Origin of the sequence: Enterobacter sp. 50588862, assembly GCF_001462935.1 — a bacterium.
GTDB lineage: Bacteria > Pseudomonadota > Gammaproteobacteria > Enterobacterales > Enterobacteriaceae > Enterobacter > Enterobacter bugandensis.
Genome location: NZ_LNHM01000028.1, coordinates 59,539 through 72,392, shown reverse-complemented (window position 1 = coordinate 72,392; position 12,854 = coordinate 59,539). Strand labels below are relative to the sequence as shown.

Below are 12,854 nucleotides of genomic sequence, written 5' to 3'. Positions count from 1 at the left end.
CGAGGCAGTTATGACCTTTACCAGTGAAACCTTGCCAGCGGACCACAAAGCGGCAATCCGTCAGTTAAAACGTGAGTTACGCGCGCAGATCGGCGACGTGCAGGCGGTGTTCGACAAGCTCAGCGATAAAATCGCCACCCGCGTGGCGGAGATCAACGCCCTGAAAAATAAAGGCGAACCCGTCTGGCCGGTGATTCCGTTTGCAGATGTGAAAAACGGCACGATTACCGACGCTCAGCGCGAGGCCGTTAAGCGCCGCGGCTGCGCGGTGATTAAAGGTCACTTCCCCCGCGAGCAGGCGCTGGCGTGGGATCGGTCGATGCTCGACTACCTCGATCTGAACAAGTTTGACGAGGTGTACAAAGGGCCGGGCGACAACTTCTTCGGCACCTTAACCGCCTCCCTCCCGGAGATTTACCCGATCTACTGGTCCCAGGCACAAATGCAGGCGCGCCAGAGTGAAGAGATGGCGCAGGTGCAGTCGTTCCTGAACCGTTTATGGACATTCGAGAGCAACGGCAAGCAGTGGTTCGACCCTGACGTCAGCGTGATTTACCCGGACCGCATCCGCCGTCGTCCGCCGGGAACCACTTCAAAAGGGCTGGGGGCGCATACCGATTCCGGCGCGCTGGAGCGCTGGCTGCTGCCGGCTTACCAGCAGGTGTTTGCCCGCGTGTTTGACGGCAACGTCGAGAAATACGATCCGTGGAACGCCGCGCACCGTACTGAAGTGGAAGAGTACACCGTGGATAACACCACCAAGTGCTCGGTGTTCCGCACCTTCCAGGGCTGGACGGCGCTGTCGGACATGATCCCCGGCCAGGGGCTGCTGCACGTGGTGCCGATCCCGGAAGCAATGGCCTACATTCTGCTGCGTCCTCTGCTGGACGACGTGCCAGAAGACGAACTGTGCGGCGTGGCGCCGGGGCGCGTGCTGCCGATTTCCGAGAAGTGGCACCCGCTGCTTGTCGAAGCATTGACCAGTATTCCGGCGCTGGAAGCCGGTGATTCCGTGTGGTGGCACTGCGACGTGATCCACTCCGTCGCGCCGGTGGAAAATCAGCAGGGCTGGGGCAACGTGATGTACATCCCCGCCGCGCCAATGTGCGAGAAAAACCTCGCCTATGCGAAAAAGGTCAAGGAAGCGCTGGAAACCGGCGCGTCGCCGGGAGACTTCCCGCGCGAGGATTATGAAAAAAGCTGGCAGGGCCGCTTTACCGTGAACGATCTCAATATCCACGGCAAGCGCGCGCTGGGCATGGCTTAACTGTCGTACAGCCCTTCCCGCTCCACGGCGGTGCGTCGTTTCCCCTGACGTATCCGCCGTACCGACTCCCGCACGGCCAGCGTGCCGTTCAGCAGCAATGTTCCTGACGGCGCGTCCGGGCGCATCAGCCGCTGCTGGAGCATATGCACCGCTTCCGTTCCCAGCTCGTCGCGGGGAACATGCACCGCCGTTAAGGGCACATCCTGAATCGCCGCCAGATTAAAGCCGTCAATGCTCATCACCGAGACGTCCTGCGGCACGCGCAGACCGTGATTTTGCAGCGCGCTGATGGTGCCTGCCGCCATAAAGTCCCCGCCTACCAGGAACGCCGTCGGCAGGTCTTTTCCCTTCTGTTGGTTAAGCCACTCGCTCACCAGCTGCTCCGTCTCTCTGGCGCTGAAGCTTGGCACCACCAGCAGGTCGCGCCTGTCGTTAAACCTGAGATTATGGGCGTGCCACGCGTCGCGGATCCCCGCCAAGCGCAGCTCCATGGTGTAGCGACGCAGGCACAGCACGTTCATCACCTCGCGGTGCCCCATCTCGAACAGGTACTCCGCCGCCCGCTCGCCAATCGCACGGTGATCCGGGGCAACGGCAGGCAGGCGCATGCGGCGGTCCCGACAGTTAATCAGCATGCAGGGTTTCCCCACATCCACCGCCAGATCGTGGATATGCGGATCGTCAATACCGAGAAGAATGGCCGCCTGGGTATCCGGCTCGTTCATGCGTGCCAGAAAAATTTGGGCGTCGCTGTCGTTCTCCTCCAGCGCGCAGTAGCGCAGCCGAACCTCGTGCGAGGCAAGCCCTTTGCTCACGCTCTGGATCACGCGGTAGTAAAAGATGTCGGACCGCTCGTCGAAGGCACGCTGAGGGGCAAAAACCACCAGGCTGTTAAGCAGCAGACGCCCCGCCGCCATGCCGTCCATCACCCCCAGCTCCCGCGCGCACGCCAGCACCTTAGCCCGCGCCTTTTCGCTGGTATTCGCTTTGCCTGCCAGCACACGGGAAACCGTACTGATGGAGAGCTGGGTACGGGCGGCGATTTCGGTGATTTTTAGCCTTTTGTCCATTTTGTGATCTGGCTCCATTTGCGAAATGAAAAAATTTTCATAGCGTGTTCATCAGGCAATAACTGACATAAAGACCATCATGCCAGAGGGTTTACGTCAGTTATGAGAAATTTTGCACAAAATCCACTTTTGCCCTCTCATTTTCTTCCCTAAGGTGAACTTGTCACACAGCTTCCATACTAGTTGTATAGCAACTTAAGCATTCTAAGCGGATAGAAATCAAAGGCATAACAATCTGTGTGACACCTGAACCTCCGTCCCCTTACCGTCCGTCTTGTGGAGAGTAAAATGAGTCAGGACATCAATAACACCGTTGCGACAAGCAAAACCCGTCGCGTCATTAAGAATTTGCGCTGGTACGTGCTGGTGCTGTTTTTACTTGGCGTCACCGTTAACTACATCACCCGTAACTCACTGGGGATCCTCGCCCCGGAACTGAAAGAGAGCCTCGGGATCACCACCGAGCAGTACTCCTGGATAGTCGGCGCGTTTCAGATCGCCTACACCATTTTCCAGCCCCTGTGCGGCTGGCTGATTGACGTTATCGGCCTGAAGATTGGCTTTATGGTCTGCGCCGGGATCTGGGCGCTGATGTGTATTTTCCACGCGGGCGCCGGAAGCTGGCTGCACCTGGCCATTCTGCGCTTCTTTATGGGCGCTTCCGAAGCTGCCGCCACGCCAGCGAACGCCAAAACCATCGGCGAATGGTTCCCGAAATCAGAGCGTCCCGTTGCCGCCGGCTGGGCGGGCGTGGGCTTCTCCATCGGCGCGATGCTGGCCCCGCCTATCATCTACTTTGCTCACGCGTCGTTCGGCTGGCAGGGCGCGTTTATGTTTACCGGCGTGCTGGCGCTGCTGTGGGTGATCCTCTGGTGGGCGTTCTACCACAACCCGGAACAGCACCCGAACCTGAGCCGCGACGAGCTGGCGTTTATCAAACAGGATAACGAACCCGCACCGGTCAAGCTGCCCTTCCTGACCGCGCTGAAAACTGTCTCGAAAAACAAACGCTTCTACGGTATCGCCATCCCGGCCTTTATGGCAGAACCCGCCTGGGCGGTGCTGAGCTTCTGGGTGCCGCTGTACCTCGCTAAAGAGCACGGCATGGACCTGAAGCAGATTGCGATGTTTGCCTGGCTGCCCTTCCTCGCCGCCGACCTCGGCAGCGTGGCAAGCGGCTACCTGACGCGCCTGTACACCCGCTGGTTCGGCTGCTCCCGCGTGAACTCGGTGGTTGCAAGCTCCGTCACCGGCGCGTTTCTGATGATTTCTCTGGCCATCGTCGCCGTGACCCGCGACCCGTATATCACCATCGTACTGATCTCCATCGGCGGCTTCGGGCACCAGATTATCTCCTGCATGCTGAGCGCGCTGGTGGTGGAGTCCTTCGATAAGGGCCAGATGGCGACCGTCAACGGCATGCGCGGCTCGGCGGCGTGGATCGCCAGCTTCCTGTTCTCCCTGTTAATCGGGGTGACCGCCGACAAAATCGGCTTCAACCCGCTCTTTATTGCCATGGGCTTCTTTGACCTGATTGGCGCTCTCTTCCTGGTGGCATTTATTGCTGAACGTCGCGCCAAGCGCGCCTGATAGTGGATGTATTGCATATGAAAACCCTGAAAAACTGGACCGTCGATAAGCAGTCTGCGAATCATCTGGAGCTGCTGGTCGATAATCAGCACCGCCTGTGCCTGTACGTGCTGGAACAGAACCTGTTCCGCGTGCTGATTAAGCGCAAAGGCGAGCTGGCGCTGGACCGCACCTGGAGCATCGCGCCGGAGCAAGACGTGCCGTGGGAAGGCCGCCGTCGTGACGACATAAGCGGTTTCTCCTGCCCGGCCTGGACCCTGACGCAGCAGGATGACGCAGTGACGGTGGCAACCGAGCAGCTGCGCGTGACCGTCCACCAGCCCCTGTGGCTGGAGTGGCACTACCGTAATGATGCGGGCGAATGGCAGCCGCTGGTCCAGGATCGCCCGACAAGCGCCTACCTGCTGAACGCCCACGGCGACGGCGTGGCGCACTATCTCAGCCGCCGCAAGGACGAGCGTTTCTACGGGCTGGGCGAGAAAGCGGGCGATCTGCAGCGCAACGGCAAGCGCTACGAGATGCGCAACCTGGACGCCATGGGCTATAACGCCGCCAGCACCGACCCGCTCTACAAGCACATTCCGTTTACCCTCACCCGCCGCGATGACGTGAGCTACGGCCTGTTCTACGACAACCTGAGCAGCTGCTGGCTGGATCTGGGCAACGAGATCGACAACTATCACACCGCCTATCGCCGCTGGCAGGCAGAAGCGGGCGACATCGACTACTACCTCTTTACCGGCGCGCGCGCACTGGACGTCACCAAAGCCTTTGTGCGCCTGACCGGGAAAACGCTGTTTGGGCCGAAGTGGAGCCTGGGCTACAGCGGCTCGACCATGCACTACACCGACGCACCGGACGCGCAGAATCAGCTGATGAACTTCATCCGCCTGTGCGAAGAGCACGCCATTCCGTGCGATTCGTTCCAGCTCTCGTCCGGCTATACCTCCATCAACGGCAAGCGCTACGTCTTCAACTGGAACTACGACAAGGTGCCGCAGCCGAAGGCGATGAGCCAGGCCTTCCACGACGCGGGACTGAAGCTTGCGGCCAACATCAAGCCGTGCCTGCTGCAGGATCATCCCCGCTATAACGAAGTGGCGGAGAGCGGCCTGTTCATTCGCGATTCAGAAACCGATGCACCGGAACGTTCCAGCTTCTGGGATGACGAAGGCTCGCACCTCGACTTTACCAACCCGCAGACGGTGCAGTGGTGGCAGAACGGCGTGACCACGCAGCTGCTGGAGATGGGTATCGACTCCACCTGGAACGACAACAACGAGTATGAAGTGTGGGACGGGGAAGCCCGCTGCTTTGGCTTCGGCAAGGAGATCGCCATCAAGCATATTCGCCCGGTGATGCCGCTGCTGATGATGCGCGCCTCGCTGGAAGCGCAGCAGCGTTTTGCGCCGGAAAAACGCCCGTATCTCATCTCCCGCTCCGGCTGCGCCGGGATGCAGCGCTACGTTCAGACATGGAGCGGCGACAACCGCACTAACTGGGACACCCTGCGCTATAACATCCGCATGGGGCTGGGCATGAGCCTGTCCGGATTATTCAACGTCGGGCACGACGTCGGCGGTTTCTCCGGCGACAAGCCGGACGCCGAGCTGTTCGTGCGCTGGGTGCAGAACGGGGTGATGCATCCGCGCTTTACCATTCACTCGTGGAACGATGACCACACGGTGAACGAGCCGTGGATGTATCCGGGCGTCACGCCTGCCATTCGCGGCGCGATTGAGCTGCGCTACCGCCTGCTGCCGTATCTCTACACCCTGCTCTGGCAGGCGCACGCCGACGACGAGCCGATGCTGCGTCCGACCTTCCTCGACCACGAGCACGACGCGCAGACCTTCGAAGAGTGCGATGACTTCCTGCTGGGCCGCGACCTGCTGGTCGCCAGCGTCGTCGAAGCCGGGCAGCGCGAGCGCCGCGTCTGGCTGCCAGATAACGAAACGGGCTGGTACGATTTTTACACCCACGCGTGGTATGCGGGCGGGCAATCCATCGTCCTTGATGCGCCGCTGGAAAAACTGCCGCTGCTGGTGCGCGCCGGGGCCGGTCTGCCGTTGAGCGAGCGCATCACGCATGTGAGTGCTGAAAAAGATACGACCCGCGAGCTGAAGCTGTTCCCGGTTAAAGGCGTCGGCACAACCACGGGGCTGCTGTTTGAGGACGACGGTGAAAGCTGGGGCTATCAGAAGGGCAATGCGCTGTGGGTGGAATGGGAAATGGAGTGTGATGGCGCAACCATCAACCTGAAGGTCAACGCGCGCGGGGATTATCGTCCGGCGTGGAAGGCGCTGAAGGTGTCGTTACCGGCGGGGGAAAAACGTACGCTGCGGGTGAATGGGGTTGAAGGGAGTGAATGGGTGGTGTAGTGCGGCCTGATGCCCTCACCCTAACCCTCTCCCACAGGGAGAGGGGATAAAGGCACGACGCCTTTCCCTAAGTATTTCGCGCTGCAGGAAGGCGGCAAACCTGTGAATCCCCGGGAGCTTACATAAGTAAGTGACCGGGGTGAACAGGTGCAGCCAACGCATCTGCAGCGTGAAAGACGACGGGAAATTAGCCGTCGATACCTTTGCTGCGCAGGTAATCTTCGTAGTTACCGGTGAAGTCCACCACGCGCTCTGGCGTAATTTCGATCACGCGGGTCGCCAGTGAACTGACGAACTCACGGTCGTGAGAGACGAAGATCAGGGTGCCCTGATACATCTCCAGCGCCATGTTCAGCGATTCGATCGATTCCATGTCCAGGTGGTTGGTCGGTTCGTCCATCACCAGAATGTTCGGTTTTTCCATCATCAGCTTGCCGAAGAGCATGCGGCCTTTTTCACCACCGGAGAGCACTTTGGCCGGCTTTTTGATGTCGTCCTGGCTGAACAGCAGACGCCCCAGAATGCTGCGCACCGCCTGCTCGTCGTCGCCTTCCTGCTTCCACTGGCTCATCCAGTCGAAGACGGTCAGGTCATTTTCGAACTCGTACTCATGATCCTGCGCGTAGTAGCCAATCTGCGCGTTTTCAGACCACTTCACGGTGCCGTTGTCCGGCTGCAGTTCACCCACCAGGGTTTTCAGCAGGGTAGATTTACCCACACCGTTGGCGCCCAGAATGGCAATTTTCTCGCCCACTTCCAGCAACAGGTTGAAGTTTTTAAACAGCGGGCCTTCATCAAAGCCTTTGGTAAGCGCCTCAACTTCCAGCGCGTTACGGAACAGCTTCTTATCCTGCTCAAAGCGAATGAACGGGTTCTGACGGCTGGAGGCTTTAACCTCTTCCAGCTTGATTTTGTCGATCTGACGGGCACGCGATGTTGCCTGACGGGATTTAGAGGCGTTGGCGCTGAAGCGGCTCACGAAGGATTGCAGGTCCGCAATCTGCGCTTTCTTCTTGGCGTTGTCGGCAAGCAGACGTTCACGCGCCTGGGTGGCTGCCGTCATGTACTCGTCGTAGTTGCCCGGATATACGCGCAGCTCACCGTAGTCCAGATCCGCCATGTGCGTACAGACCATGTTAAGGAAGTGACGGTCGTGCGAGATGATGATCATGGTGCTGTCGCGGTCGTTCAGCGTCTGCTCCAGCCAGCGGATGGTATCGATGTCCAGGTTGTTCGTTGGTTCGTCGAGCAGCAGGATGTCCGGGTTAGAGAACAGCGCCTGCGCCAGCAGCACGCGCAGCTTCCAGCCTGGCGCGACTTCGCTCATCGGGCCGTAATGCTGTTCAACCGGAATGCCGACGCCCAGCAGCAACTCGCCCGCACGCGCTTCCGCGGAGTAGCCGTCCATTTCGCCGTACTGGGTTTCCAGGTCGGCCACTTTATAGCCGTCTTCTTCGCTCATTTCGGCGAGACCGTAGATACGATCGCGCTCTTGCTTCACTTCCCACAGCTCCGCGTGCCCCATGATCACGGTGTCGAGCACGGTGAACTCTTCGAAGGCGAACTGATCCTGACGCAGCTTACCGATACGCTCGTTCGGATCGAGCGACACGTTGCCCAGCGTCGGCTCTAAATCGCCGCCGAGGATCTTCATAAAGGTGGATTTTCCGCTACCGTTGGCACCAATCAGGCCGTAACGGTTGCCGCCGCCAAATTTGACGGAAATGTTTTCGAACAGCGGCTTACTGCCAAACTGCATAGTGACGTTGCTGGTAACTAACACGGAGAGATTCCTGCGAAAAGTGTGATAAACACGGCATTATGCCACAATTCCGAATTGAGATCCCGTGTTGCGGCAATCCACTAAACTTTAACAAAATCGAAAAAAATGTGATTTCGTACACATCTGAATTCCCTGTTAGCGGGAATGCACATATAATGCGCTCCCATCACAGATTCAGACTTATCAACTCATCGCCTGAATGGCTTAGATACCTCGCACAACATGAACATGAAATTAACAACGCTTTTTGCGGCGGCGTTAGCCGTAGTAGGTTTTTGTAAGACCGCGTCTGCGGTGACGTATCCCCTGCCGACAGACGGAAGCCGTCTGGTGGGTCAAAACCAGGTGGTGACGGTGCCTGAGGGTAACTCTCAGCCGCTGGAGTATTTCGCCGCGCAGTACCAGCTGGGCCTGTCCAACATGCTGGAAGCGAACCCGGGCGTTGACCCGTATCTACCAAAAGCAGGTACCGTGCTGAATATTCCTCAGCAGCTGATCCTGCCGGATACCGTTCATGAAGGCATCGTGATTAACAGCGCCGAAATGCGTCTGTATTACTACCCGAAAGGCACCAACACCGTTATCGTGCTGCCAATCGGTATCGGCCAGCTGGGCAAAGACACCCCGCTGAACTGGACCACCAAAGTAGAGCGTAAGAAAGCGGGCCCAACCTGGACGCCGACTGCTAAAATGCACGCGGAATACATCGCTGCGGGCGAACCGCTGCCCGCCGTTGTGCCGGCCGGCCCGGATAACCCGATGGGCCTGTACGCGCTGTACATTGGCCGTCTGTACGCCATCCACGGCACCAACGCCAACTTCGGTATCGGCCTGCGCGTGAGCCACGGCTGCGTACGCCTGCGTAACGACGACATCAAGTTCCTGTTCGAGAACGTGCCGGTTGGTACGCGCGTGCAGTTCATCAACGAACCGGTGAAAGCGACGTCTGAGCCAGACGGCAGCCGCTACATCGAAGTGCACAACCCGCTGTCCACCAGCGAAGACCAGATCAACAACAACGAGATCGTGCCGATTACGCTGAACAGTGCGGTGCAGTCCGTGACCTCTCAGCCAGACGTGGAAACCACCATCGTCGACCAGGCGATTCAGAACCGTTCGGGTATGCCGGTGCGTCTGAATTAATCATGCGTATTAAAAAAGCGGGCCTCGAGGCCCGCTTTTTTTTATCCGTTATTCACAATCACAATCCCGCCGTGGTCGTAGCGATAGTGGCAGTGGGCATACTCCAGCGGCGTGCCATCTTCCAGATAAATGACCTGCTCCACCTCCAGCACCGGATCGGTTTCCTCACAGACCAGATGCTCTCTGTCCAGCGCGCTGGGCTTTAGCGCCCGCACGACCCGGTATGACCCCATAATTTTCAGCCCCAGGGTTTCCTGAACGTACTGAAACACTGACCCTTCAAGATGGTTTTTCGTCAGGCCCGGCACCAGATTCATCGGCATCACCGTGGAATCCAGCGACATCGGTTCGCCGTTCAGTAAACGCAGGCGAATGAAGTCGTAGATCGGCGCATCGGCGTTAATCATCAGCGACGCCTGCTCTTTTTCGTTCGGGAAGCGCAGTTCGAAATGCACCACCTGGCTCGTCACCGTACCCAGATGCGCCCAGGTTTTGGTCGCGCCAAAGTAGTCGCTGCCGGAGAGATCCCACTGCGAGAGCTGGAGGAAGTTTTTGCGGATGAACGTCCCCTGCCCCTGACGGGTGTAGACCAGCCCTTCGACGATCAGCTGGCGCATCGCCTGCTGAATAGTCATCCGGCTGGTGCTGAACTCCGCCGCCAGTGCAAACTGGTCCGGCAGGGGTTCGTTGGCGGCGTACTGCTGGCTGATAATGCGTTTCTTAATTTCCCGCGCTATGGTGATGTACTTCGCCGCCATCGTCCTTCCTTTCTGTTAGTTTTCTATCCCGCTGTTTTTCAAGGCCACTCGCTCGGCAATTTTGAGGAAAGGCAGGTAGAAGAATACACCAAATACGATGATTGCCAACTGGACCACCACGGCACGCCAGTCCCCCGCCGTCGCCAGCCAGGCGCTGAGGATCGGCGGCGTGGTCCACGGGATCATCACCACGCAGCGGGACATTAACCCCAGCGTGGTACAGAGCCACGCAAAATAAATGCCGATGGCGGGCAGCAGCACAAACGGGATCATCAGCGGCAGGTTAAAGACGATCGGCAGGCCGAAAATCACCGGCTCGTTGATGTTGAATAAGCCAGGTGCCAGCGACAGACGCGCCACCTGCTTCGCCGACTGCTGGCGCGAGAAGATAAAGATGGCGATCAGCAGCGAGATCGTGCTGCCCGTGCCGCCCACCATGCCAAACGTCGGCACGAAAATATTGTTGATGATGTGCGGGATCGGTTGTCCGTTGGCGAAGGCCAGCATGTTCTCGTTGGTGTTAATCAGCAGGAACGGCTCCAGCACCACGCTGTTGACCACCGACTGATGAATACCGAGCGTGAACAGAAAGTTGCCGAAACTGTAGATGAAAATCGTCCCCGGCAGGCTGGTGTTGATCAGCCGCAGCGGCTGCTGGATAAAGGTCGTAATGAGATGGATCAGATCCGTATGCAGCACGTTTGCCAGGATCGCCGCCAGCACGGCGAACACCGACAAGGTAAGAATGGTTGGGATCAGCGCGGTAAAGGATTTGCTCACCGCCGGGGGCACGTTTTCCCCCAGCGAAATGTGCAGCGCCTTCAGCCGCGAAATGGCGATGAACAGCTCGGTGGAGAGCAGCCCAATCAGCACCCCGGCGAAAATCCCGGTGGAACCGATATTGGCGAAGGTCAGCACCTGCGTGACGTTCACCGCAACCTCGCTGCCAACGGGCGTAACCTGTAAGCGCATCGGCATCATGATGATAAAGCTGCTGACGGCGATAACCACTGCCGAGACCGGATTGTCGAAATCTTTGTTGCGCGCCAGCGACCAAGCAATCATCGGCGCCAGCAGCAGCGCGGCGATGTTCAGCGTGCCGTTAATAATCGCCTCGCCCCACACCTTAAACTGTGTGAGCGTGTCGCCCTCAAAAATCCACGGGAACACCACGTTGTTCACCAGCACCGCCAGACCGGCGAGGATGAAAATCGGCATCACCGTGGCGAAGGCGTCGCGCAGGGATCGCAGATGCACCTGGTTTGCCAGGCGCGCCGAGAACTCAACAAATTTGTCGACAAAAGACTGCATGTGCGGTGTTATTTTTGCTTCAGACATAGCGGAGTGTTCCCATCAATCAGTCACAAAAACGGCCCGGCAGCGTACGGCTTACATCTCGCGTCCGTTGGTATGGATAACCTGTTTTAACCACGCGTAGCTCTTCTTCGGCACGCGCTTAAGGTCTTTCAGGTCGTGATTCTCGCGGTTGACATAGACCACACCGTAGCGCTTACGCATGTCCCCCTGCGAGCTGAGAATGTCAATTAACCCCCAGCCGAGATAGCCAATGACCTCTGCGCCATCCTCGAATATGGCTTCCTTCATGGCCTCGATATGCGCCCGGTGGTAGTCGATGCGGTAGGTGTCCTCAATCGGGTTGACCCCGTCCCAGGACTCAATCACCCCAATACCGTTTTCAATCGGGAAGACCGGCATGCGCCAGTCGTTGGCATAGCGGGTGATGATGGTGCGAAAGCCCAGCGGGTCGATCTGCCAGTTCCACTCGGTGGCCTTCAGGTACGGATTGTTTTTCTCGCCGTGCAGCAGGTAATAGTTGACCGGCGTGCCTTCCGGGATCGCATCGCTGTCCAGCGTTTTGCTGGCGTAGTAGCTGAAGGCCATAAAGTCGTTCTTCGTGCGGGCAAACAGAGCGAGATCGTCGGCGCGGTAGATATCGCCGAAGCCCTCCTGCTCCACCACCGCCATCACCGCCGGACTGTAGCCCTGGCCCGCGAAGACGCGCAGCAGGTTCTGGTTGAGGAACTCGTCATACTGCTGGGCGCAGAAGATATCACGCGGTTTGCAGGTGGCCGGATAGATCAGCTGGTGTGCCAGCATGCCGCCCATTAGCTGACCCGGTTTTGTCTGGTGCAGGTATTCGGTCAGCGACATGTGCGCCACCATCGCATGGTGCTGAAGCTCATACAGCTCGCGCAGGGTTTTCTCGCCTTTCATATAGCCGGAAATGCGGAACGCTTCCGGCATATGGAAGATGTTCTGCTCGTTAAAGGTCAGCCAGTACTTTACCCGGTCGCCGAAGCAGTCGATCATCTTTTTGCCGTAGCGGATAAAAGCCTCCACCACGCGGCGATCGTTGAAGCCGTTATACTCCTGCGCCAGCGCCAGCGGCATGTCGAAGTGGTAGAGGCAGACCATCGGCTCGATGCCGCGGGCGATGAGATCGTCAATAAAGCGGTCGTAAAAGGCGATGCCCTCGTCGTTGAACGCGCCGTCGCCCTGCGGGCAGACGCGGCTCCAGGAGATCTGGAAGCGGTAGCAGTTCATGCCCAGATCCTGCATCAGGTCGAAATCTTCCCGGTAGCGGTGGTAGGAGTCGGTCGCCACCTTCCAGTCGGAGACGTTTTCTCCGGCTTCACGAATGTCGTATACCGACATCCCCTTCCCACCCTCGTTCCAGGCCCCTTCCGTCTGCATGCTCGACACCGAGTTGCCCCATAAGAAGTTGGCTGGCAGTGATTGATTCATGGTTGCCTCCTATATGACTAGTCATTTAAATAATATGACTAGTCATATAGCCGGAGATGAAATTTCGATCAAAGGGGAGGAACGATTTTTGTGAGA

The 12,854-nt window shown here is 58.4% G+C and carries 9 protein-coding genes; 4 read left to right on the top strand and 5 right to left on the bottom strand.

All coding sequences use genetic code 11. The features are described from left to right. The first annotated feature begins 10 nt into the window (after positions 1 to 10). A complete protein-coding gene (locus APT89_RS13155) occupies positions 11 to 1,267 on the top strand; it encodes a DUF1479 domain-containing protein (protein WP_060572583.1) in 1,257 nt (418 codons plus the stop codon). Here the strand turns inward: APT89_RS13155 and APT89_RS13150 are convergent. Continuing rightward, a complete protein-coding gene (locus APT89_RS13150) occupies positions 1,264 to 2,337 on the bottom strand; it encodes a LacI family DNA-binding transcriptional regulator (protein ID WP_060572581.1) in 1,074 nt (357 codons plus the stop codon). The two genes, APT89_RS13155 and APT89_RS13150, sit on opposite strands and share 4 nt — an antisense overlap. 288 nt (positions 2,338 to 2,625) lie before the next feature. Here APT89_RS13150 and APT89_RS13145 point away from each other — a divergent pair, with 288 nt between their 5' ends. Both APT89_RS13145 and APT89_RS13140 read left to right on the top strand, forming a co-directional pair. Beyond that, positions 2,626 to 3,927 carry an MFS transporter gene (locus APT89_RS13145; RefSeq protein ID WP_028012467.1) on the top strand — a complete coding sequence of 434 codons (1,302 nt, stop codon included), beginning with the start codon at positions 2,626 to 2,628 and terminating at the stop codon, positions 3,925 to 3,927. Positions 3,928 to 3,944: 17 nt separating this feature from the next. Beyond that, positions 3,945 to 6,308 carry a glycoside hydrolase family 31 protein gene (locus tag APT89_RS13140; RefSeq protein WP_060572579.1) on the top strand — a complete coding sequence of 788 codons (2,364 nt, stop codon included), beginning with the start codon at positions 3,945 to 3,947 and terminating at the stop codon, positions 6,306 to 6,308. 187 nt (positions 6,309 to 6,495) lie between these two features. Here the strand turns inward: APT89_RS13140 and APT89_RS13135 are convergent, their stop codons facing one another. Continuing rightward, complete coding sequence (locus APT89_RS13135) at positions 6,496 to 8,091, bottom strand: ABC-F family ATPase (RefSeq protein WP_041910703.1); 1,596 nt, start codon at positions 8,089 to 8,091, stop codon at positions 6,496 to 6,498. Between the two features lie 222 nt (positions 8,092 to 8,313). Between APT89_RS13135 and ldtB the strand changes: the two genes are divergently transcribed. Beyond that, positions 8,314 to 9,234, top strand: coding sequence for a L,D-transpeptidase (gene ldtB, locus APT89_RS13130; RefSeq protein WP_008501186.1), 921 nt, complete (start codon positions 8,314 to 8,316; stop codon positions 9,232 to 9,234). Between the two features lie 41 nt (positions 9,235 to 9,275). On the opposite strand, the gene APT89_RS13125 is transcribed toward ldtB, so the two are convergent. From APT89_RS13125 to APT89_RS13115, 3 genes are read right to left on the bottom strand one after another with little or no spacing between them, the layout of a single operon-like run. Beyond that, positions 9,276 to 9,992, bottom strand: a complete 717-nt coding sequence (locus APT89_RS13125) for a GntR family transcriptional regulator (RefSeq protein WP_025912880.1) — start codon at positions 9,990 to 9,992, stop codon at positions 9,276 to 9,278. A gap of 15 nt (positions 9,993 to 10,007) precedes the next feature. Continuing rightward, complete coding sequence (locus tag APT89_RS13120; RefSeq protein ID WP_060572577.1) at positions 10,008 to 11,330, bottom strand: PTS sugar transporter subunit IIC; 1,323 nt, start codon at positions 11,328 to 11,330, stop codon at positions 10,008 to 10,010. Positions 11,331 to 11,381: 51 nt separating this feature from the next. Beyond that, positions 11,382 to 12,758, bottom strand: coding sequence for a glycoside hydrolase family 1 protein (locus APT89_RS13115; RefSeq protein ID WP_041910707.1), 1,377 nt, complete (start codon positions 12,756 to 12,758; stop codon positions 11,382 to 11,384). Between the last annotated feature and the right edge of the window lie 96 nt (positions 12,759 to 12,854).

What these genes read in the sequence shown, in the direction of transcription:
- APT89_RS13155 (WP_060572583.1), top strand. Translation starts at nt 11, where the DNA reads ATGACCTTTACCAGTGAAACCTTGCCAGCGGACCACAAAGCGGCAATC.
- APT89_RS13150 (WP_060572581.1), bottom strand. Translation starts at nt 2,337, where the DNA reads ATGGACAAAAGGCTAAAAATCACCGAAATCGCCGCCCGTACCCAGCTC.
- APT89_RS13145 (WP_028012467.1), top strand. Translation starts at nt 2,626, where the DNA reads ATGAGTCAGGACATCAATAACACCGTTGCGACAAGCAAAACCCGTCGC.
- APT89_RS13140 (WP_060572579.1), top strand. Translation starts at nt 3,945, where the DNA reads ATGAAAACCCTGAAAAACTGGACCGTCGATAAGCAGTCTGCGAATCAT.
- ldtB (WP_008501186.1), top strand. Translation starts at nt 8,314, where the DNA reads ATGAACATGAAATTAACAACGCTTTTTGCGGCGGCGTTAGCCGTAGTA.
- APT89_RS13125 (WP_025912880.1), bottom strand. Translation starts at nt 9,992, where the DNA reads ATGGCGGCGAAGTACATCACCATAGCGCGGGAAATTAAGAAACGCATT.
- APT89_RS13120 (WP_060572577.1), bottom strand. Translation starts at nt 11,330, where the DNA reads ATGTCTGAAGCAAAAATAACACCGCACATGCAGTCTTTTGTCGACAAA.
- APT89_RS13115 (WP_041910707.1), bottom strand. Translation starts at nt 12,758, where the DNA reads ATGAATCAATCACTGCCAGCCAACTTCTTATGGGGCAACTCGGTGTCG.